Origin of the sequence: Flavobacterium rhizosphaerae, from assembly GCF_046000445.1 — a bacterium.
Taxonomy (GTDB): Bacteria; Bacteroidota; Bacteroidia; order Flavobacteriales; family Flavobacteriaceae; genus Flavobacterium; species Flavobacterium rhizosphaerae.
On record NZ_JBELPZ010000008.1, the window covers coordinates 1 to 20,817 of the forward strand.

The window sequence follows — 20,817 nt, forward strand, 5'->3', positions numbered from 1 at the left end:
ATACATATAAATCAGTAAATAAAGAGAAATCAGAATTGATTATAAAAAAAAGGAGCTGTCCCTTTTGAGACAGCCCCTTTATTTTTATTTTTTATTTTAACATTTGGTACAGTATTTGAAATAATTTTTTATATTTACACTCATAAACACCAGAATGAATAAAAATTACTTTTATATTATCTTAATGTTCTTTTTGTTTTCTGCCGGTATTTCGGCACAGGAAACAAAATACACAGCCTCACCTGTAGCTACTGAAGCTATAGAGGGCCTGAACATTTACCCGAATCCTGTAAATTCGGGCAGGGTGTTTATAACTTCAAAACTTGCCCAAACCAAAGAAGTAGAAATATTTGATGTACTTGGTAAAAGGGTGCTTATGGCAACCCTTAGCGGAAAAGAACTCAATATTTCAGACCTTACGGCAGGTGTTTACATCATAAAAATTAAAGAAGGTGATGCCAGTGCTACACGCAAACTCATTGTAAGATAGCCTTGTTATTGTTAACCTTTCAATAAAATTACCTTAATTTTACTCAAATACAGTTTTATAAAAATTCTATAAGTAGTATATTTGTTGAGAATAAAAACGTATAAAATCAACAAATATGAAAAAACTTTACATTTTAAGTTTAGCCTTAACTTCTGGCTTTACATTTGCTCAAACCCCAATCATTACAGGTATGCTTGATGGTGATTGTACCGGCGGTAATCCTAAAGCAATAGAAATATATGCTGATGGAACTGTAGATTTTTCTCAATACTCAATAGAAAATCAAACAAACGCCAACACTACATGGGGTAACACTTTAAGCCTTGAGTCTTTCGGAACGGTTACAGATGACTATATTTATGTAGTAAATGCTGATGATAACACCGTTTTTTACACTGAGTTTGCTGATATACCTCAATCTCACGTATTATATACCACAAGCGGTTCTGGTGAGCCACAACCTTTAAACATTAACGGTGATGACAGGGTTAGAATAATTGTTACTGCTGACATGACTGTTGTTGACCAATATGGTGAAGAAGGAGTTGACGGTACAGATACAGCTTGGGAGCACCTGGATTCTTGGGCTTATAGAGTTAATGGTACAGAGGCAGCCGGTGCTAACTTTGATGCTACTGACTGGACATTTGGAGGTGTTAGTGCACTTGACGGAGAAGGCCTTTGCCAGGATGGAGCTGCTTTTTCAACACTTGTACCATTTGGCACATACAGCCCTGAAGAAACCACTGCTACACAAAATTTCAACATTAAAGGTCTTAAATTATTCCCTAACCCACTTAATGGCAATATATTAAATGTTACCTCTGCAGCTAACGCAGAAAAAACAGTAGCTATTTATGATATTGTAGGCAAACAGGTTATAAACACTGTTACAACAGGTACAGTTAATGCTTCAAGCCTTAATGCTGGTGTATACATTGTAAAAATTACCGAAAATGGTAAAACTGCAACACGCAAACTTGTTGTAAAATAAAACTTACATCAACACTATATTTTAAAAGCACCGCTATGCCGGTGCTTTTTTTGTACTATTACCTAACAATTTAGAAACATAAAATACACAACTGTCATTATAACTTTTTATACTTTTACACCCTAATAAAAATTTCAATATGAAAAAAATTTACTCTCTATTAGCTGTAGCAGCATTAAGTGCAACGGCTATGAACGCTCAGACAAATTTGGTTGAAAATGGTGACTTTGAAACATGGACAGAAGGCCAGCCTGAAAATTTTTCTCCTTACACCGGTACATCAGGTTCTCCAAGCATAAATAATTTTGTTACTCAGGAAAACACAATAGTACACACAGCTGGTGGCAGCTCACTTAGGCATGAGTCACAAACTTCTACTCAATATATTGAATATGATTATTTAATAGAAGTAACTCCGGGGCACTCATACACTATAAGCTATTGGTACCTTGACAATTCAGACACGGCAAAAACCAGAATTTGGTCGTCATGGATGCAACACGTAGGTGAAGATTATAATTCATTAAGCGATGATGCACAAATATTACGTTATGATGATCAAACCCTTTCATACTCTACAAACAGTGCTGAGTGGGTAAACAAAGTAATTACAATCACCGCTCCTGCCTCAGCTACACACTTCAGGTATCAGGTGCGTACGTACCGCGAAGCTCCGGGTGCCGAAGGCGGATACATTTACTATGATGATTTATCATTTGTAGATAATAGCGTTGCAGGTACTAAAAACAATGAAATTTCAGGCCTTACAATGTACCCTAACCCATTAAACGGTAACGTGCTTAACATTGCCTCTGCTAACAATGCAGAAAAAACAGTTGCTATATATGATATTGTAGGCAAACAGGTACTAAACACGGTAACTACAGGCACTGTTAACGCATCTGCCCTTAATGCCGGTGTATACATTGTAAAAATTACCGAAGGTGGCAAAACAGCTACACGCAAGCTTATTGTAAAATAAGTTACAACAAAAAATATACTTTAAAGCACCGCCGGCGCGGTGCTTTTTTATTTGTAATTTTGCCAAAACATCCGGGATTGATTGCAACGTCAGACATATTTACTATATCCTCTAAAAAAGAGTTTCATAAAGCGGCTTTAAAAGTGTTCCGCTTTCAGTATGAAAACAACAGCATTTACAGGGAGTTTTGTGATTTGCTGCACAAAAATGCACAAAATGTAAAAGCCCTTGAGGATATACCCTTTTTGCCCATACAATTTTTTAAAAGTCACCAAGTACTAAGCAGTGCCGGTCCGGTGGCAGAAACATTTACCAGTAGCGGCACAACAGGAACCATAACCAGCAGACACCTTGTAACCGACCTTAGTTTTTATGAACAGAGTTTCCGCCAGGCATTTTCGCAATTTTATGGAAATATAGAAGATTATGCCGTACTGGCGCTACTCCCCTCCTATCTGGAGCGTGAAGGCTCGTCATTAATCTACATGGTAGACGACCTTATTAAAAGTTCCAATAACCCTGATAGCGGCTTTTACCTGCACAATTATAATGAACTTGCGCAAAAGCTCGTAACGTTAGATAAATCAGGCCAGAATGTATTACTTATAGGCGTAACTTATGCGCTGCTCGACCTGGTTGAAAAACAAAAATTCGCCCTGAAAAATACTATCATTATGGAAACCGGGGGTATGAAAGGCAAACGCAGGGAAATGATTCGCGAAGAATTACATGATGTATTGTGCAATGGCTTTGGGGTTAGCAAAATACATTCAGAATACGGTATGACAGAGCTGCTTAGTCAGGCCTATTCGCTTGGCGATGGTATTTTTGAATGTCCGCCCTGGATGGATATTCTGGTACGCGATCCTGAAGACGCACTTACTTATATAGGGTACGGCAAAACCGGGGGAGTAAATGTAATTGATCTTGCCAATGTAAATTCATGCAGTTTTATTGCCACACAAGATCTTGGCAAAAAATACCCCAATCACACTTTTGAAGTATTAGGCCGTTTTGACAACAGCGATATAAGGGGTTGCAACCTTATGGTGATGTAATTTGATGTAGCCGTGATGTAGCTACAACGTTTTCTTTTTTGTTGTATAGTAGTACATTTACGCAAAACCGAACTACATTTTATCATGCAAAAACTACTTATGCTTGCCACGGCACTCGCTTTGGTGTCATGCGGTAAAAAAGAAGAAAAACAAATAGCACAAACTACACCGCCAAGCCAACCGAACATTATTTACATCATGGCCGATGACCATGCCTTGCAGGCCATAAGCGCTTATGGGCACCCCATAAGTAAACTGGCGCCTACACCAAATATTGACCGTATTGCCAAAAATGGCGCGCTCTTTATTAATAACTTCTGTACCAACTCGCTTTGCGGGCCAAGCCGTGCTACAGTGCTTACGGGGAAATTCAGCCACGTAAACGGTTTCCGGATGAATGGTGAAAAATTTGACGGCAACCAGCCTACCCTGCCCAAATACCTGCAACAGGCCGGCTACCAAACTGCAATAATTGGTAAATGGCACATTTCCGGCTCGCCAACCGGTTTTGATTATGCCGATATTTTAGATGACCAGGGCAAATACTATAACCCGGACTTTATAAAAGATGGCGATACCACCCGTGTAGAAGGTTATGCTACCGATATAATTACTGATAAAAGCCTGGCGTGGCTAAAGGAAAACAGCAAAAAAGGTAAGCCGTTCTTTATGATGGTGCACCACAAGGCACCGCACCGCAACTGGATGCCTCACCTTAAAAATCTGCATTTGTACGATAGCATTACTTTTCCGTTGCCTGATACCTATTTCAGTAAGCATGAAGGGCAATTGGCAGCCCAGCAGCAGTTAATGACTATTTATGAGGACATGTACGAGGGGCACGACCTGAAACTAAGTAAGGCCGAAGGCACAGATGAGCTTGCTGCAAACCCGTGGACAGATGATTTTGACAGGATGACACCGGAGCAGCGCAAAATATGGAACGAGGCCTACCGCCCAAAAAACGATGCTTTTCACCGTATGAACCTGCATGGTAAAGCACTTGCAGAATACAAATACCAACGCTATATGCAGGAATATATGGCAACCATTGCCTCTGTAGACGAGAGTGTGGGCCGTATTTTAGATTATCTTGACGCCAACGGCCTAACTGATAACACCATTGTGGTTTACACATCAGACCAAGGCTTTTATACCGGTGAAAATGGCTGGTTTGACAAGCGTTTTATGTATGACATTAGTATGAAAATGCCGTTAATGATTCAGTATCCCGGTAAAATTGAAAAAGGAATGAAAGTTAACGCACTAACACAAAACCTTGATTTTGCCGCAACATTCCTTGATTATGTGGGTGTGCCGGTACCGGCAGATATGCAGGGTAAATCGTTTAAGCCATTGCTGGATAAAACCATGAAAGACGATGATTTTCGTAATGCGGTATATTACCATTATTATGATTTCCCAGCCTTCCACATGGTAAAAAGGCATTATGGCGTGCGCACCAAACGCTACAAACTTATGCATTTTTATGACGACATAGACAGCTGGGAAATGTATGACCTGAAAGAAGACCCCGAAGAGCAACATAACATTTACAGTGACCCGAAATATGCCGCGCTGCAAAAGCAGCTGCACAAAACACTGGATTCTTTACAAACCGTATATAAAGTTACCGCAAAAGAGTTTGAAACCACCCCTAAAGAAAAGGTAGACAATGCCTATAAAAATTTTGAACGGATGCGTGGTACCCCCATGAAGTAATAAACAAAAAACGGCTGCCAATTGGCAGCCGTTTCGCTTTTTGTACATTTTTACTGCACATTAAGTATATAATAATTCTTTTTGCCTTTTTGTAGCAGTACAAACTGCCCGTTAATAAGGTCTGTTGCTGTAATATTATAATCTTCCTTAACCTTTTCGCGGTTTACAGATATGGCATTTTCTTTGAGTGCCCTTCTCGCTTCGCTGTTAGAAGCTAAAAAGCCGCCTTTGCCACTAAGGGCATCTACAATTCCCAATCCATCTTCAATATCGGCTTTGGTAACCTCAGCCTGTGGCACACCGTCAAACACCTCTAAAAAAGTAGCGCTGTCCAACTGTTTCAGGTCCTCTGCATTAGAGTTGCCAAATAGTATGTTAGAAGCCTTTACGGCATTTTCATAGTCTTCGCGGCTGTGTACAAAAATGGTAACCTCTTCAGCAAGTTTTTTCTGTAAAGCACGCTGGTGGGGAGCCTCTTTATGTTCAGCAATCAGGGCTGTAACCGTAGGTTCATCTAAAAAGGTAAATATTTTAATATACTTCTCCGCATCTTCATCGGTAGTATTCAGCCAAAACTGGTAAAATTTGTATACCGAGGTTTTATCGGCCGTTAGCCACACATTACCTCCTTCAGATTTACCGAATTTAGAGCCGTCTGCCTTAGTAATCAACGGGCAGGTCATGGCAAAAGCTTCTTTTTTCTCTTCTGCATCATTCATCCGGCGGATAAGTTCGGTACCGGTGGTAATATTACCCCACTGGTCACTACCGCCCAGTTGTAACTTAGCGCCATTGTTTTTGTGCAGGTGGTAAAAATCATACCCCTGTATCAACTGGTAGGTAAATTCGGTAAAAGACATACCACTTCCGGCTTCACCGCTAAGGCGTTTTTTAACCGAATCTTTCGCCATCATATAGTTTACCGTAATACGTTTACCTACATCACGGGCAAAGGTTATAAAAGAAAATTCCTTCATCCAGTCGTAGTTATTTACCAAAACCGGAGCATTCTTTTCTGTCGAATCAAAATCAAGAAATTTAGAAAGCACTGCTTTAATACCTTCCACATTTTTGTTCAGCGCTTCTTCATCCAGCAGGTTACGTTCATCGCTTTTACCTGATGGATCGCCAATCATACCGGTAGCACCGCCAATAAGAGCAATGGGTTTATGACCGCTGCGATATAAATGAACCAATATGATAATAGGCACAAGGCTGCCTATGTGCAGGCTGTCAGATGTCGGGTCAAACCCGATATAGGCCGTAGTCATCTCTTTAAGGAGTTGTTCTTCTGTTCCGGGCATCATGTCGTGCACCATGCCCCTCCATTGTAATTCGGCTACAAAATTTTTCATATCAGTTATTTAAATCCGGAGGCAAAAATACTAATTCTTAACTAAAATCATCTTGTAAATACAGGTATTAAATACATAAGGGTACGGTTTAGGCCCTGCTTTTGCTTATATTTGTTTTATGATATTAGTTACAGGCGGAACCGGTATGGTGGGTGGCCACTTGCTACTGAAACTTGCCCAGGGGCCGGTGCCCGTAAGGGCACTTTACCGTACCCGTCAAAATATTGAAAAAACACGAAAGCTTTTTGCCTATTTTGGCAAACAGGAAGCCTTTACTACCATACAATGGGTTGAAGGCGATATAAACAACATACCCTCTCTGGAAGACGCCTTTACACGCATTACCCATGTGTATCACTGCGCTGCCAATGTATCTTTTGACCCTGCCGATGAAGAGTCACTAAGAAAGGTAAATATTGAGGGCACAGCCAATATGGTTAATTGCGCCCTTAACGCAGGGATAGAAAAATTTTGCCATGTAAGCTCTGTAGCCGCTTTGGGTGACCCTATTATTGCCAACGGCATTGTAACCGAAGAAACCGAATGGAACCCCGAAATATACCACAGCGATTACCAGATTACCAAATATGGGGCAGAGATGGAAGTGTGGCGGGGCTGGCAGGAAGGGCTTAAAGTGGTGATAGTAAACCCCGGGCTTATTTTTGGCTATGGCTACTGGAAACAGGGCAGCAGTGCGGTTTTAAAATCGGTTAGCAGGGGGCAGTATTTTTATACCACAGGTACCTGTGGCATTGTAGCAGTAGAAGATGTAACAAATATTATGGTGCAGCTTATGGATAGCGACATAAATGGCGAACGTTACATTGTAGTAGCCGATAACATAAACCTGCACACTATGCTCAGCGTTATTGCCGCAGGTATGGGTAAACACGGGCCGGTTATTTATGCAACAAAACCTATGATGGCCACGGGGTGGCGTATAGACTGGCTGTTGAGTAAATTACTGATGCGCAAAAGGATGCTTACCCGCCACATGGCTAAAACAGCCTACAAAACCGAACACCTGGATAATACAAAAATTAAAAAAGCGCTTAACTACTCTTTTATAGATATGCAGCCTTACCTTAAAGAGGTGGCAGGCGAATACATAAAACAAAAGGGATAAGGTTTTATTTTTTTGATTCCCGTGCCTTTTTTATGGCTGCCATACGGATGCTGTCTATTTTTGCCTTACCGGTACTGGTTACTACAGTATCGGGTTTAGTGGCAATAGCCTTTACAGAATCGTTTACTGACCGTAAAGAATCACGCTTTTGAGAAATACGCTCTAAAACCCGGTCCTCAATTTTTTCATACAACTCCAGGTCTGCTGCATAGTAGTTATTATTCTGGGTAAAGGTGGCGCTGTCTATATCATACTTATGGTAAATATAATATTTAGGGTCTACCTTATTGGTATCCAAAACCCTGGGTGAAAAAGACTGTATGGCCTGCAATATAGAAATATCATACAAAATATCTTCCATTTGCTGCTCGCTTAGTAAATGCTCCGGCTCTTCGCGCTTTTCACTGCACGCTATTGCCAAAACACTTATTGCAAGCAACAAAAGGTTTTTTATACTACCGGTCAAACAATAATCTTTCGCCACAACGAATGTCTTTTACTTTAAAGTTATTATATACCAGCTGCCCGTTTACAAAGGTATGGGTAATTCTCGATTTAAAGTTAACCTGCTCAAAAGGAGACCACCCGCATTTATACAAAATGTTCTCTTTTTTCACATTCCATGGCAGGCCTGGGTTAATAATCACCAAATCGGCATAATAGCCCTCGCGGATAAAGCCCCGGTTTCTCACTTTAAAAAGTTTGGCGGGGTTATGGGCCATTTTTTCCACAATTTTCTCTACCGATATTTTTCCCTGGTGGTGTGCCTCAAACATAGCCACAACAGCATGCTGTACCATAGGGCCGCCCGAGGGTGAACTGGTATAGGGGTTTTTCTTTTCCTCCAGAGTGTGTGGGGCATGGTCTGTAGCAACAACATCTATACGGTCATCAAGCAATGCCTTCCATAAAGCATCACGGTCGGCAGCGGTTTTTACGGCAGGGTTCCACTTTATAAGCGAACCCTTTTTATCATAATCAGCATCTGTAAACCACAGGTGGTGTATACAAACCTCTGCTGTTATCTTTTTTTGCTCCAGCGGAATTTTATTGGTAAACAAATCCAGCTCTTTGGCGGTGCTTATATGAAAAACATGCAGGCGCGCGCCTGTTTTTTTAGCCAGCGCCACAGCACGCGATGAAGAAATATAGCAGGCCTCGGCACTCCGTATTTCGGGGTGAAACTTAACGGGGATATCATCGCCGTATTCTGCCTTATATTTTTCCAGGTTTTGCCTTATGGTAGCTTCATCTTCGCAGTGGGTTGCAATAAGCATTGGGGTGCTGCTAAATATCTTTTCAAGCACAGCCTCATCATCCACCAGCATATTACCGGTAGAAGAGCCTAAAAACAATTTTATGCCAGCAACGTTTTCAGGGTTGGTTTTCATAACCTCTTCCAGGTTATCATTAGTACCGCCCATCATAAAGCTGTAATTGGCATAGGCAGATTGTGCTGCAATCTGGTATTTTTGCTCAAGCAACTCCTGTGTTACGGCATTGGGCACAGTGTTAGGCTGCTCTATAAAAGAGGTTATACCACCGGCAATTGCCGCACGAGATTCGCTTTCTATAGTGCCTTTGTGGGTAAGGCCGGGCTCCCTGAAGTGTACCTGGTCATCTATGGCGCCGGGTATAAGGTAGCTGCCCTCGGCATCAATTATTTTTACATCCGGAAATTTAGGACTTATGCTTTCGGCAATCTCCTTAATAAATTCGTCTTCTATAAAAACATCACCTTCAAAAATAGTCCCCTCATTTACAATCCGGGCATTCTTAATTAATATCCTGTTCATCTATATTTATAGTCGGTTTAGCATTTTTTTTATCCTCAGCGAAATCACGCCAAAAATAGCTTCTTTTATTATAGCATTACTCATTTTAGACTGCCCTTTTGTCCTGTCAGTAAAAATTATAGGCACCTCAACAACATTAAATCCGTTGGCATAAGCACGGTACTTCATTTCTATCTGAAAAGCATACCCTACAAACTTAATACGGTCAAGGTTCAGGCTTTCCAGCACTTTTGTGCGGTAGCACATAAAGCCTGCAGTAGCATCATTTATCTTCATCCCGGTAATCAGCTGCACATATACCGATGCATAATAAGACATCAACACCCTGCTTAGCGGCCAGTTTACCACATTTACCCCTGTTACATAACGGGATCCTATAGCTAAATCTGCGCCTTTATTACAGGCCTCGTACAAAAACTCCAAATCTTTGGGATTGTGCGAAAAATCGGCATCCATCTCAAAGACAAATTCATACTTATGGCGTATAGCCCACTTAAAACCATAAACATAAGCCGTGCCAAGCCCTGCTTTTTTTGTTCTTACTTCTAAAAAAAGCCGGCCCGCATATTCCTCCTGCAGTTCACGCACCCGTTGGGCAGTGCCATCGGGAGAATTATCATCTACTATTAGTATATCAAATGGTGTCTGCAACAAAAAAACAGCCCTTACAATAGCCTCAATATTTTCTATCTCGTTGTATGTAGGGATTATTACTATACCGGCGGCCATGCAATTTAAATTTTCAGGATGCAAAAATAATGTATTTCTAACGTGGTTATATACAATTAAAGTATAATTAATTAAGCCGGGACAAAAAAATGCTAATTTTGCAGTTATGGGAGAAATGGTATTTAACGAACGCCTTACCGGCGGAAAAGACTGGGCAACAATAGTTTTTATACTTTGTTTTGCTGTTATCGCCATAAACAAAGCATTCTCCGAAAACCGTTTTTCTGAGTTTTTGAAACTGGCTTACTCAGATAAATATAACAAAATTTATAAAGAAAGCGGCAATTTAGGCGACAGCTTTACCATATCATTTTTTATAGTACAGGTTATTTCGTTTGGTTTTTTTTGCCAGCTACTGCTTAGTTACTTTAACCTGGCCAGCAAAACCAACTGGGTTACTTTTGCGCGGCTTTCAACCTTTATTGCGGTTTTTATACTGTGTAAATACCTTTTAGAGAAAATAATTGCTACATCTTTTAAAATAGAGGAGTTTAATGAGCAGTTTAACCTGATAAAAGTAAATTACCGCACCTATGCCGCTTTGCTGTTATTACCGGTAAACGTGTTTTTATTTTATAATGATGTTAGCAACATACTAATAATACGTATCATTACAGGGGTTATCATCGGTGGCATCATCGGCTCATACCTTATTTCATTGAGGATTTTCCAAAAATTAATAATTGGCAAAGTTTTCTATTTTATTTTGTATCTTTGCGCACTTGAAATAGCGCCCTATTATTTCCTGTATTATTGGTTTACAAAACGTTAGTTATAAGAAAACACCACCTATGAAAGTGAAAACAATTTTGGTCTCCCAACCAGAGCCTAAAGTAGAAAATTCACCGTACTTTGAAATCCAGAACAAGCTGAAGATTAAGGTTGATTTCAGGCCGTTCATCCATGTTGAGGGTGTGAGCGCAAAAGATGTGAGAGCGCAAAAAATCGATCTTACCAACTACACGGCCATCATCCTTACCAGTAAAAACTCTGTAGATCATTTTTTCAGAGTAGCTGAAGAAATGCGCTTTAAAGTACCTGAAACCCTTAAATATTTTTGCCAGAGCGAGGCTGTTGCCTTTTACCTGCAAAAGTATGTTGTATACCGCAAACGTAAAATATATGTAGGCCAGAAGGAATTTGCAGACCTTTCGCCACTTATTAAAAAATATAAAGACGAAAAGTTTTTATTACCGGCTTCGGACCAGCTGAATGACGATGTACCACAAACACTAAACAGCCTGAAGGTAAACTGGACGCCCGGTATTTTTTACCGCACTGTAATGAGCGACCTTAGCGACCTTAAGGATGTGTATTATGATGTACTGGTGTTTTTTAGCCCTACCGGGATAAAATCATTATTTAAAAACTTTCCTGACTTTAAACAGAACGATACCCGCATAGCGGTATTTGGGAGCACTACCCAAAAAGAAGCGCTGGAAAGCAACCTGCGTATAGATATTATGGCACCCGCCCCGGGGACCCCAAGTATGACTATGGCGCTTGAAAAATATATTAATGAGGTTAACAAAGTAAAATAAAAAAAAGCTGCCCTAACAGGCAGCTTTTTTTGTTTAGTGTATTGAGGTGTGGCCCTCAAACTCATGCTGTAGTTTTATATCGCCTTCTGGCTCGCTTTTAAATGATTTATCGGCCTGATCGCCTGCGGGGCCTTTGGCAATGGTAATACCACCATCAACCATATACAGGGCACCGGTAACATAAGAGGCTTCATCCGATGCTAAAAACAAGTATACATTAGCTACCTCTTCGGGTGTGCCACGTCTGCCCATTAACGTAGCCTGCATGTTTAGTTTTTCCATTTTACCATTCATAGGTCCGGTTTCTTTATGTGTCCAGGCCGTATCAATAGGGCCCGGACCCACTATATTGCAACGCACGCCATAAGCAGCCTGCTCTGCGGCAAGCCCTTTTATAAAGGCAATAATAAACGCTTTGGTACCGCCATAAGCAACATTTTGAGGTATACCCAATACTCCCGCTTCAGACCCTGCTGCAACTATATTACCTTTTGTTTTTTGCAGTTCGGGCAAAGCGGCTTTACTCATCATAAACGTGGTAGTAATATTATTTTCAATCATATAAAAATATGATTCTTCCGAATAGTCCGTTAGTTCATTAGTTTCAACAAAAACCCCGGCGTTATTAATTAAAATATCCAATTTACCATATTCTTTTACGGCCTGTGCCACACAATCTTTTGCTGTTTTAAACTCCCCAACATTGCCCTTAAAGGCTACGGCAGCACCTCCTAATTTTGATATTTCATTAACCACTTCATCTACAGGGTCATCCGGCAGGCCTGCCACCACAATTTTAGCGCCTTCAGCTGCAAATTTCTTGCAAATAGCTTCGCCAATGCCTGTAGCGCCTCCTGTAACTATTGCTACTTTTCCTTCCAGTCGTTTCATAAGTAATAATTTTATAATTAGTAAATGTATCTAACAAGGCTATTAAAATTATAATACATAACTGAAAATCCGTATGTTAATTAGTATTACTTTATGAAACAAAAAAAGCCGCCTTACGGCAGCTGATAGTTGTAAAAAAAAATTACTACTTCTTTTTTAGCACATTAATAAATAATATCAGCCAGGCAATAATAAGCACAAGCCCGCCTATTGGGGTAACCCAGCCTATTTTCTTAAAATCAAAAAAGTTGAGCTGCTCATTTAATGCCAACAGGTAAATTGAGGCCGAAAATAAAATTACCCCCGCTACAACCAATGCCAGTATAACCTTTTTTGTTTTATCGGCCAGTAAGGCGGTAGACCCTATAAATAGCAAAAACAGGGCGTGGTATACCTGGTAGCGCACCCCGGTTTCAAAAGTGGCAACCAGCTCCGGCGTTACAATTTTTTTAAGTCCGTGCGCGCCAAAAGCCCCCAGTATAATACCTGTAAAACCAAAAAAAGCAGCGGTAGCTATTACTTTTCTATTCATTGCTATAATATTAATTTCTGGTAAAATTACAAAAAGCCGGCAGTATTATTTCGCCGGAAGCTTTTAAAAAATATAACATTTCACTAACTTCGTGTTATATTTCAAACCTTATGAGAAACATATTGATCATCGGGGCAGGCCGCTCTTCATCATCACTTATAGAATATTTATTACAAAAATCAGAACAGGAAAACATAACACTTACCATTGGCGACCTCTCTGCCGAGTTAGCAGAGCGCAAATGCCGGGGCCACAAACGTGCCCGGCCCGTAGCATTTGATATTTTTAATGAAACCCAGCGTATAGAAGAAATTAGCAAGGCAGATATTGTAATATCAATGCTGCCGGCACACCTTCATTTTGAGGTGGCTAAAAACTGTGTTGCTTTAAACAAACACATGGTAACGGCAAGCTATATAAGCCCGGCCATGCAGGAGCTGGATAAAGCCGCCCGCGAAAAAGGCTTGGTGTTAATGAATGAAATTGGGCTTGATCCTGGTATAGACCATATGAGCGCCATGAAAGTGATTAATGACATTAGGGATAAAGGCGGAAAGGTTATTTTATTTGAATCGTTTTGTGGGGGGCTGGTAGCGCCGGAAAGTGACACCAACCTTTGGAACTATAAATTTACCTGGAACCCTCGTAATGTAGTACTTGCCGGACAGGGTGGCGCAGCAAAATTTATGCAGGAAGGCAATTATAAATACATACCTTATAACAAACTGTTTCGCCGTACAGAATTTATGGAAGTAGAAGGTTATGGCCGTTTTGAGGGCTATGCTAACCGCGATTCGTTAAAATACCGCAGCGTTTACGGGTTGGATAATGCCCTTACGCTATATCGCGGCACACTGCGCCGCGTGGGCTTTAGCCGGTCCTGGAATATGTTTGTGCAACTGGGCATGACTGATGACAGCTATATAATGGAAGACAGCGAAAACATGAGTTATCGCCAGTTCATCAATGCATTTTTGCCGTACCACCCAACCGATTCCGTAGAACTGAAATTACGCCATATATTAAAAATTGACCAGGATGATATACAATGGGAAAAACTCGTTGAGTTGGACCTTTTTAACCCTGATAAAATTGTAGGCCTGCGCAACGCCACACCGGCACAGATACTTGAAAAAATACTTTCGGATAAATGGTCTTTAAGCCCAGACGATAAGGATATGATTGTAATGTACCATAAAATTGGCTATGAGCTTGATGGTATTAAAAAACAGGTAGATGCCACCATGGTATGCACGGGAGAAGACCAGGTACATACCGCTATGGCAAAAACCGTAGGGCTGCCTGTAGCCATGGCAACACTACATATATTAAACGGTGAAATAACAACCCCCGGTGTGCACCTACCCATAAGCCGTGAGGTATATACCCCCATTTTAAAAGAGCTTAAACAAAACGGCATTATATTTACTGAGCATGAGGTGCCTTATATGGGCTATAATCCCCAAAACGTAAATGGTTGATATAAATTAGCAGGCTACCCTAATGGTAGCCTGCTAATAGTTTAGGGTTAGTTAAATATTATTTTAAATTAGGTGCAGCCCCGCTATACTTAGCAAATGTAATAGCAAAGCTAAAATCGCTGAATATGGTATCATTAACCGAATTTGGCGGGTAAGGTGCTATGGTGCTATACATATGGCAGTTGTAACAGGTAGTGTTTTGCACATAGGTTTCCATAGTAGCATTAGCCACTACATGTGCCCCGCTAACCATTGATGCCGTATTAAGCGGCCTCGGCACAAAAACAGGCTGTGTAAGGTTTTTTTGAGGCTGCTGCGACCATATTACATCTACCAGCTGGTAATACTGCCAAACCGATTCCGGGTAATACTGCTTTATTGAGTTTTGCATCAGGGTATTTATAGGTACCGCATCTACAGGATCTATAGCATTAACCCTTTTTGCCTGTATAGGCACCGGGGCAGCCTGCCCCAGATAAAACGGCGGGGGCGTATTTGGCGTGGCGCTAACAGTTACTACAGAGTCTTTACCAGTAGCCGTTTGTATGGTTACCTGCCGGGGCTGGCAATCATCACTATAAAAGTTATAGCCCGAAGGCGGCGTTGATGATCCGGGCACGTTATCTACCTGTTCAAAAGTGGCCCATACCCATGTGGGCTGGTTTTGGGTTTTATGCAAAATATGCAGCCCCACAAGCGCTACGGTTGTGTTGCGCAACGTATGGGTTGCAGGGTCCAGCACCACTGCCGAAGAAAGTTTATAGCGTTTCCATTTAGGAGACGAAGCATCGGTAACTTCCATCCATGAGGCTTTTAACTCAATGGCGCCCACCGCGCCGTTATATTGCCCCATAGGGAAGTTTATGGGATTACCGTTGCTAACGCTTTCATGCTGTGTGGCGGCATTATAAAACCCATTAGCTACTATATAATCATAATAATCTTTATTGAGCAAAATTTCATACCACACATTGGTGCTGTTTTGCGCACCAAGCCAGCTTGGCTTATTAGAAGGGGCGGCCTGGTTTGGGGTAAAATTAACCTGCTGGTCGCCATTATCTGCTTTTTTACTTATAAAAGTGAGCAGTTTTGTGTGCTTTCTATCCATCAATAAATTCTGAGATTTAAAAAGGCTTTTATACTCATCAGAAACTAAAGTACCCCACGCGGGCGGCGCAGTACCTCCATCAGGAAAAAGCACTTCCCTCGGCATATAGGTTTCCCATTGTACTGGGTTTGTATCGCCGGGGCTGCCAAAACCGGCAGATTCATTTACCGGCCAGTTTAAGGTTATAAACTCCTGCCAGGCAAAACAATCGGCCATAGCCTGGTTATTAAAGCTCAAAAGATCTCCCGGCACTGCATTATTAAAATTGATTTTAACAATATAAGGCGAAGTAGGAGATTTACAATCGCATGATTGGGCACTACTGGTACTAACTGCTGCATAAACATTATTACTGCCTGAAAATTTAGTAACCAAAACAGCAATAACAACTATAATTGCAATTAATACAACTAACAGCCATACAGGCTTTCTATATGAATGTGAAGATTTCATAAGCTGGTGTTTTAATAAATAAAAAAGGGGGCTAATTATAGGTACAGAACCATTATTACTATACCCCCTTTTATTTATTACAGGTTACCCTATGTGAATTGCTACAGTTATACTGCCTATATTATCAGTAAAGCCGGCACCGTAAATTCCGTTAAGGTCATCGTTAATACACAATTCCAGCGCTCCTGAAAGCCCACCGGGTACTCTGGCCCCCATCCCCACTAAAAACACCTCTCCACCTACCCTGCCAACAAGTGCGCCTTCATTGGCACCGGGCAGCGTGTAGCCAGGTTTGGCTTTAATATTAAGAGGGTTCCCGGCAGCATCGTATAAGTTTTTAAACTCCGGGTTGGCAGTCCATAAACCACTTTGGTAAGTAATGGCTACCGGTGTACCGGCAGTAACATTTACCCCGGTGTTTTGCCATTTAATGTTAGCACGCACGATGGTTGGGGCTACATTAAACAAAGCCGGCATGGGAGTGCCTTTATCCTGGCCTTTGTTAGTAACAAAAACAGCACGTGGCCCTATTGCTGTGGCAAGCCCCACATTTACGGTTAAATATAAAGCCTTGTAGGTAGAAGGCTGGCTATTGCCCGGTACGGCATAGCTCACCTCTTTTACATCATTTACAACAGCTGTTATATTAGTGTCATCAAAAGATACTGTGGGGTAAGTAGAAGCATCCCCCGGAGTTACGTTACGGGTATCGCACGTAAGCACCATCTGCAGGTTATTAGCCGACCTGAACAATACCGAAGGCACGTAGGTACTGTTACTAAGCAGCGGTATAGGGTGGTTTACCGGGTTGGGCACAGCAGTGTTATACATGGCCTCAAAATAATCTTTATAAAAAAACTGAAGCGGCTGCGCATACGATGGGCTAAGGTCGCCCACCGCATCATAGCCCTGTGGCTGGCTGGTAGCATCATAGGCGCTTGCTACAATCTGCATTTTAAAGGTAGCCGCCACCTGAGAGCCCCATGCTATATTTTGCCCGCTTATTTTTATATCCTCCACAGTATAAGGATAATTATCTGGCACTTCAAACACGGCATGTAAAATAAAATTACCAGGCAATTTAGCACCACTCTGGTCATTAAGGGTTTCAGAACCCCGTACTATTCTCCAGAACTTAGAAGCAGGAGTTCCATCCGGTGTTTGATAGTTGCTAAAATCCGGCATTTGTATATACAGTCCCGGTGGGTCCGCCAGGGTTACTACCTTAGGGCCTCCGACTGAAGCGCCATTTACAACTTGGTTTACATTGCCACCAATATTAGGGTCACTGTTGCGGTCGCGTTGGCCATACTGGGCATAACACAGTAAATCGTTAAACTGTGACGAAGGCCAGAACGTGTTGCCTGTTTCCCGGTTATTGCGTTGTACAGTAGCCGCTGTGGCAAGGCCTATCTCAGTTTGTAATGTATTTGGCGTACTGGTAAGGTGAATGGCGCCCCCCTGTGTACTGTTAGAAACCGTACCGCTATTCCATTTATTTAGCGGGTTATATACAGGCCCGCCCGTAACCGGATTTGCCGCATTGGGCAAACTTAAATCCTGTATTGTAATTTGTGGTTTGTTAAGTATCTGCTGGTATAGTTGTACCACTCTATCGGGGTTAACCATCCACAGGCTGTTCCAATATTCCGGGTTTTCACAGGTAAAATCTATCCGGGTAATTTTTCCGGCACTGTTACGGGTTACAGCCCATTCACAATATTCATCCTGCCAGCCCCTTGGGCCGTAAGGAAAATAAGGCACCTCCTCCGTTGCAGTACCACATGGGTTGTTTGATATATCCGCCGGATTTTTCATTACCGCAGACATCGCGCCGGTATCGGCCATTTCATTTAGCTGGCTTTGGGTAGCAGTGGGGTAGTTATACGCCAGCCTGCCCGGAAAAGCAGACCAATTTACTGGTATCACAGTACTTGCGGGGTTGTTTTGCACCGGGTTGTAATAATTGGTGGTTGGCGGGGTGTTAGAGGTATTCCAGCGGTTGCTTAGCATGCCCTGTTGGGTAAAGCCATCTAAATTGGCGCTCCACAGGCTGTCCATCTCTGCCTGCTCACTGGTTCCCGCCCCAAAGTCCTTAATGTCGGCCGGAGTCCTGAAATGAAAACCACTGTTTGTGTTTTCAACTGCTGCTGAGCCCATTACCGGCTCACTTTTACTTTTTGTTTCCATAATATTAATAATTTTTAAGTTGGATGTCATAAAACTACTCACATTGTTGCGTTGCCCCATGAGTATTATTACCTGTTTATTAAAAACAGGTAATAATCAACCATTTAGTTATTAAATGAATATTATTACAGCTATTTTTTTGTTTAACAGGTAGCTATTAAAATTTAATGCACGTATTAGTATTAAATTACAATCAAAAATGTATTTTTATAATAAATATGTAACACATGAAAATAAATCAGTTGCAAATTGAAATTGACGGCATTGATAAGGAGATATTACGTTACCTTATGGAAGATGCCCGAAAGCCCATATTGCAGATAGCGGCAAAAATAGGCATATCGGGCGCAGCCATACACCAGCGGCTGCGCAAGCTGGAGCAGGCGGGAGTAATTGCGGGTTCTAAATTTGTGGTAAATCCAAAAGTATTAGGGTACAGCACTATGGCTTTTGTAGGCATTTACCTGGACAAAGCCATAAGCAACCCCGAAGCGGTAAAGGAATTACGAAAAGTGCCAGAGGTTTTAGAGTGCCATTATACCACCGGAAACTGGTCTATACTCATAAAAATACTTTGCCGCGATAATGAACACCTTATGCAGCTGCTCAACAGTAAAATACAGCCTATTAACGGGGTATCGCGTACAGAAACGTTTATATCATTGGATCAACAGATAGAACGACAGATACAGCTTTAACGGTTTAAATAAAAAAAGCCACGCAAATGCATGGCTTAGATATTTTATAATAGTGTCTTAATCTCTGGAACGCCCTCCTAAAATAAGCATGGCATAATATAGTAAGGTGGCAACTGCGCCTATAGCAGCTACTACATAAGTGCGGGCCGCCCATTTAAGCGAATCTTTAGCGCCATCATACTCCTGCGGGGCCAGCATGTTTTTATTTTTTAGCCAGGCCAGCGCACGGTTACTGGCATCATATTCTACGGGAAGGGTAATAACACTGAATAAGGTTGCAGCAGCCATCATTACCAACCCGGCAATGGCAATATACCAACCCACACCGACCTGTGCCATACCCCCCATTATCAGGCCTAAAAATATAAGCATGGGTGCAAACCTTGAAGATACACTTACAACTGGCACCATACTGCTCCTGAATTTCAGCATACTGTAAGCCTGGGCATGCTGCACGGCATGTCCTACCTCATGCGCTGCTACGGCAGCAGCAGCGGCATTGCGCTGGTTGTATACTGCTTCGCTAAGATTAACGGTTTTCTTTGTAGGGTCGTAATGGTCGGTTAAATGGCCGGGGGTAGAAATAACTTTTACATCATAAATACCGTTATCCTGAAGCATTTTAGTAGCTATTTCCGCACCGCTCATCCCATTGCGCAAATGCACTTTAGAGTAATGCTCAAACTTGCTTTTCAGCTTTGCCCCAACAGCATAGCTGGCAATACCAATTATTATGATTAATATATAATATCCTGCAAACATTTTTTTACGTTTTTGATTAACTATTAAACGTATAGCAAAAAGAAAGCCAATCTTATACGACTGGCTTTGGTAATGAAATTATGTCAGTATTGTTACAGGTAACAAACAAGTCAATACATGGTGTTTATGAGCCAAAATGCAAACTGCCCAGGTTTATAATTATTTTAGCATAAAACTGCCCGGTGCCGTTTTCTTTCACTGTATTGTTTATGGCTGCAAATTCTGATTTCCATTTGCCGCCAAAACCCCAGCGGTACCCCGTTACAATGCGCATACCGCTACCTTTGCCCTGCCACACCCCAAACGATGCAGAAGGCCCCACATAAAACATATTATTATACAGGCTCAGGTGCCCGGTATAGGCAGAAGGGTTAAGGTTATTAAAGTCTATAACCCTGCCACGGCTGTAAATATCGGCCTGGTTATACATGTACCCCAGGTCTAAACCACCCGAAACCAGTTTATCTTTCCATCGTAAGGGAATATAATGAATGCGTAAAACAGCCCCGGTTGATATGGTGCGCACACGGTCAGTTTCCGTTTTTTTCTCATTCATGTATGCCGTTTCCCACTCAAAATCCATCAGTACCTTTTCTGATGTGACATTATACCCAATGCCCAGTAAAAATGAGGTGGTATTAAGCTGCGGCAAACCGGAAAACTTAAGGTTTTGGTTAATCTCGGGGCTGGTGTTAGAAGCAACCCCTGCCGAAATTATAAGGCTTGTGCTTTCATAAGCATCTTCCGCGGTTGTTTCTTCAACTGTATTTTCCTGCGCATATCCCGAAACACCGCAGGCAAACAGTAGTGCAGTTACAAAAATTATTTTTTTCATGGTATAAGATATGTTTTAAAACTATACCAAATATAGTACTGCACCCTACCCAAAAATTGTACGATTGGGACAGT

At 41.6% G+C, this 20,817-nt stretch carries 20 protein-coding genes; 10 read left to right on the forward strand and 10 right to left on the reverse strand.

Annotated features, from left to right (window positions below; translation table 11 throughout):
• Positions 1-154: 154 nt before the first annotated feature.
• The 5 genes from ABS766_RS08970 to ABS766_RS08990 all read left to right on the forward strand — a co-directional run bounded on the left by ABS766_RS08970 (position 155) and on the right by ABS766_RS08990 (position 5,246).
• Entirely contained in the window at positions 155-490 is a 336-nt protein-coding gene (locus tag ABS766_RS08970) for a T9SS type A sorting domain-containing protein (protein WP_408084804.1), read from the forward strand.
• 115 nt (positions 491-605) lie between these two features.
• A complete protein-coding gene (locus ABS766_RS08975; protein ID WP_408084805.1) occupies positions 606-1,484 on the forward strand; it encodes a T9SS type A sorting domain-containing protein in 879 nt (292 codons plus the stop codon).
• A gap of 139 nt (positions 1,485-1,623) precedes the next feature.
• A complete protein-coding gene (locus ABS766_RS08980) occupies positions 1,624-2,466 on the forward strand; it encodes a T9SS type A sorting domain-containing protein (protein ID WP_408084806.1) in 843 nt (280 codons plus the stop codon).
• Between the two features lie 77 nt (positions 2,467-2,543).
• Positions 2,544-3,524 (forward strand): LuxE/PaaK family acyltransferase, encoded by a 981-nt coding sequence (locus tag ABS766_RS08985; protein ID WP_408084807.1) that lies wholly within the window; start codon positions 2,544-2,546, stop codon positions 3,522-3,524.
• 84 nt (positions 3,525-3,608) lie between these two features.
• The gene (locus ABS766_RS08990) at positions 3,609-5,246 is read left to right on the forward strand and encodes a sulfatase family protein (protein WP_408084808.1); all 1,638 of its coding nucleotides are present in this window, start codon (positions 3,609-3,611) and stop codon (positions 5,244-5,246) included.
• A gap of 50 nt (positions 5,247-5,296) precedes the next feature.
• Here the strand turns inward: ABS766_RS08990 and tyrS are convergent, their stop codons facing one another.
• Positions 5,297-6,601 (reverse strand): tyrosine--tRNA ligase, encoded by a 1,305-nt coding sequence (gene tyrS / locus ABS766_RS08995; protein ID WP_408084809.1) that lies wholly within the window; start codon positions 6,599-6,601, stop codon positions 5,297-5,299.
• A gap of 118 nt (positions 6,602-6,719) precedes the next feature.
• Between tyrS and ABS766_RS09000 the strand changes: the two genes are divergently transcribed.
• Positions 6,720-7,727 (forward strand): NAD-dependent epimerase/dehydratase family protein, encoded by a 1,008-nt coding sequence (locus ABS766_RS09000; RefSeq protein ID WP_408084810.1) that lies wholly within the window; start codon positions 6,720-6,722, stop codon positions 7,725-7,727.
• Between the two features lie 4 nt (positions 7,728-7,731).
• Here the strand turns inward: ABS766_RS09000 and ABS766_RS09005 are convergent, their stop codons facing one another.
• The 3 genes from ABS766_RS09005 to ABS766_RS09015 are packed head-to-tail and all read right to left on the reverse strand — an operon-like array spanning position 7,732 to position 10,252.
• The gene (locus ABS766_RS09005; RefSeq protein WP_408084811.1) at positions 7,732-8,166 is read right to left on the reverse strand and encodes a DUF4296 domain-containing protein; all 435 of its coding nucleotides are present in this window, start codon (positions 8,164-8,166) and stop codon (positions 7,732-7,734) included.
• Positions 8,167-8,182: 16 nt separating this feature from the next.
• Entirely contained in the window at positions 8,183-9,523 is a 1,341-nt protein-coding gene (locus tag ABS766_RS09010) for a dihydroorotase (protein ID WP_408084812.1), read from the reverse strand.
• Between the two features lie 6 nt (positions 9,524-9,529).
• Complete coding sequence (locus ABS766_RS09015) at positions 9,530-10,252, reverse strand: polyprenol monophosphomannose synthase (protein WP_408084813.1); 723 nt, start codon at positions 10,250-10,252, stop codon at positions 9,530-9,532.
• 106 nt (positions 10,253-10,358) lie between these two features.
• Here ABS766_RS09015 and ABS766_RS09020 point away from each other — a divergent pair, with 106 nt between their 5' ends.
• Both ABS766_RS09020 and ABS766_RS09025 read left to right on the forward strand, forming a co-directional pair.
• Positions 10,359-11,024: a DUF4271 domain-containing protein gene (locus ABS766_RS09020; RefSeq protein ID WP_408084814.1), complete on the forward strand. Its 666-nt coding sequence runs from the start codon at positions 10,359-10,361 to the stop codon at positions 11,022-11,024.
• A 19-nt stretch (positions 11,025-11,043) separates the two neighbouring features.
• On the forward strand, positions 11,044-11,793 hold the full coding sequence (locus tag ABS766_RS09025; protein WP_408084815.1) for a uroporphyrinogen-III synthase: 750 nt from the start codon (positions 11,044-11,046) through the stop codon (positions 11,791-11,793).
• A gap of 33 nt (positions 11,794-11,826) precedes the next feature.
• Here the strand turns inward: ABS766_RS09025 and ABS766_RS09030 are convergent, their stop codons facing one another.
• Positions 11,827-12,684: an SDR family NAD(P)-dependent oxidoreductase gene (locus tag ABS766_RS09030; RefSeq protein ID WP_408084816.1), complete on the reverse strand. Its 858-nt coding sequence runs from the start codon at positions 12,682-12,684 to the stop codon at positions 11,827-11,829.
• A gap of 145 nt (positions 12,685-12,829) precedes the next feature.
• Complete coding sequence (locus ABS766_RS09035) at positions 12,830-13,216, reverse strand: DUF423 domain-containing protein (protein WP_408084817.1); 387 nt, start codon at positions 13,214-13,216, stop codon at positions 12,830-12,832.
• A 110-nt stretch (positions 13,217-13,326) separates the two neighbouring features.
• On the opposite strand from ABS766_RS09035, the gene ABS766_RS09040 reads away from it, so the two are divergent.
• Positions 13,327-14,697, forward strand: a complete 1,371-nt coding sequence (locus ABS766_RS09040) for a saccharopine dehydrogenase family protein (protein WP_408084818.1) — start codon at positions 13,327-13,329, stop codon at positions 14,695-14,697.
• A gap of 58 nt (positions 14,698-14,755) precedes the next feature.
• Here the strand turns inward: ABS766_RS09040 and ABS766_RS09045 are convergent, their stop codons facing one another.
• Complete coding sequence (locus ABS766_RS09045; protein ID WP_408084819.1) at positions 14,756-16,258, reverse strand: hypothetical protein; 1,503 nt, start codon at positions 16,256-16,258, stop codon at positions 14,756-14,758.
• A gap of 84 nt (positions 16,259-16,342) precedes the next feature.
• Entirely contained in the window at positions 16,343-18,448 is a 2,106-nt protein-coding gene (locus tag ABS766_RS09050; RefSeq protein ID WP_408084820.1) for a hypothetical protein, read from the reverse strand.
• A 227-nt stretch (positions 18,449-18,675) separates the two neighbouring features.
• On the opposite strand from ABS766_RS09050, the gene ABS766_RS09055 reads away from it, so the two are divergent.
• A complete protein-coding gene (locus tag ABS766_RS09055) occupies positions 18,676-19,146 on the forward strand; it encodes an Lrp/AsnC family transcriptional regulator (protein WP_408084821.1) in 471 nt (156 codons plus the stop codon).
• Positions 19,147-19,203: 57 nt separating this feature from the next.
• Here ABS766_RS09055 and ABS766_RS09060 read toward each other — a convergent pair whose 3' ends face one another.
• Both ABS766_RS09060 and ABS766_RS09065 read right to left on the reverse strand, forming a co-directional pair.
• Complete coding sequence (locus ABS766_RS09060; RefSeq protein ID WP_408084822.1) at positions 19,204-19,908, reverse strand: zinc metallopeptidase; 705 nt, start codon at positions 19,906-19,908, stop codon at positions 19,204-19,206.
• 124 nt (positions 19,909-20,032) lie between these two features.
• The gene (locus ABS766_RS09065; protein WP_408084823.1) at positions 20,033-20,743 is read right to left on the reverse strand and encodes a hypothetical protein; all 711 of its coding nucleotides are present in this window, start codon (positions 20,741-20,743) and stop codon (positions 20,033-20,035) included.
• Positions 20,744-20,817 lie beyond the last annotated feature (74 nt).

Excerpts from the sequence above, each read along its gene's own strand:
- ABS766_RS08970 (WP_408084804.1), top strand. The coding sequence starts at position 155 with ATGAATAAAAATTACTTTTATATTATCTTAATGTTCTTTTTGTTTTCT.
- ABS766_RS09040 (WP_408084818.1), top strand. The coding sequence starts at position 13,327 with ATGAGAAACATATTGATCATCGGGGCAGGCCGCTCTTCATCATCACTT.
- ABS766_RS09020 (WP_408084814.1), top strand. The coding sequence starts at position 10,359 with ATGGGAGAAATGGTATTTAACGAACGCCTTACCGGCGGAAAAGACTGG.
- ABS766_RS09065 (WP_408084823.1), bottom strand. The coding sequence starts at position 20,743 with ATGAAAAAAATAATTTTTGTAACTGCACTACTGTTTGCCTGCGGTGTT.
- ABS766_RS09025 (WP_408084815.1), top strand. The coding sequence starts at position 11,044 with ATGAAAGTGAAAACAATTTTGGTCTCCCAACCAGAGCCTAAAGTAGAA.
- ABS766_RS08990 (WP_408084808.1), top strand. The coding sequence starts at position 3,609 with ATGCAAAAACTACTTATGCTTGCCACGGCACTCGCTTTGGTGTCATGC.
- ABS766_RS09050 (WP_408084820.1), bottom strand. The coding sequence starts at position 18,448 with ATGGAAACAAAAAGTAAAAGTGAGCCGGTAATGGGCTCAGCAGCAGTT.
- ABS766_RS09015 (WP_408084813.1), bottom strand. The coding sequence starts at position 10,252 with ATGGCCGCCGGTATAGTAATAATCCCTACATACAACGAGATAGAAAAT.
- ABS766_RS09035 (WP_408084817.1), bottom strand. The coding sequence starts at position 13,216 with ATGAATAGAAAAGTAATAGCTACCGCTGCTTTTTTTGGTTTTACAGGT.
- ABS766_RS09010 (WP_408084812.1), bottom strand. The coding sequence starts at position 9,523 with ATGAACAGGATATTAATTAAGAATGCCCGGATTGTAAATGAGGGGACT.
- ABS766_RS09045 (WP_408084819.1), bottom strand. The coding sequence starts at position 16,258 with ATGAAATCTTCACATTCATATAGAAAGCCTGTATGGCTGTTAGTTGTA.
- ABS766_RS09060 (WP_408084822.1), bottom strand. The coding sequence starts at position 19,908 with ATGTTTGCAGGATATTATATATTAATCATAATAATTGGTATTGCCAGC.
- tyrS (WP_408084809.1), bottom strand. The coding sequence starts at position 6,601 with ATGAAAAATTTTGTAGCCGAATTACAATGGAGGGGCATGGTGCACGAC.
- ABS766_RS08975 (WP_408084805.1), top strand. The coding sequence starts at position 606 with ATGAAAAAACTTTACATTTTAAGTTTAGCCTTAACTTCTGGCTTTACA.
- ABS766_RS09030 (WP_408084816.1), bottom strand. The coding sequence starts at position 12,684 with ATGAAACGACTGGAAGGAAAAGTAGCAATAGTTACAGGAGGCGCTACA.
- ABS766_RS09055 (WP_408084821.1), top strand. The coding sequence starts at position 18,676 with ATGAAAATAAATCAGTTGCAAATTGAAATTGACGGCATTGATAAGGAG.
- ABS766_RS09000 (WP_408084810.1), top strand. The coding sequence starts at position 6,720 with ATGATATTAGTTACAGGCGGAACCGGTATGGTGGGTGGCCACTTGCTA.
- ABS766_RS08980 (WP_408084806.1), top strand. The coding sequence starts at position 1,624 with ATGAAAAAAATTTACTCTCTATTAGCTGTAGCAGCATTAAGTGCAACG.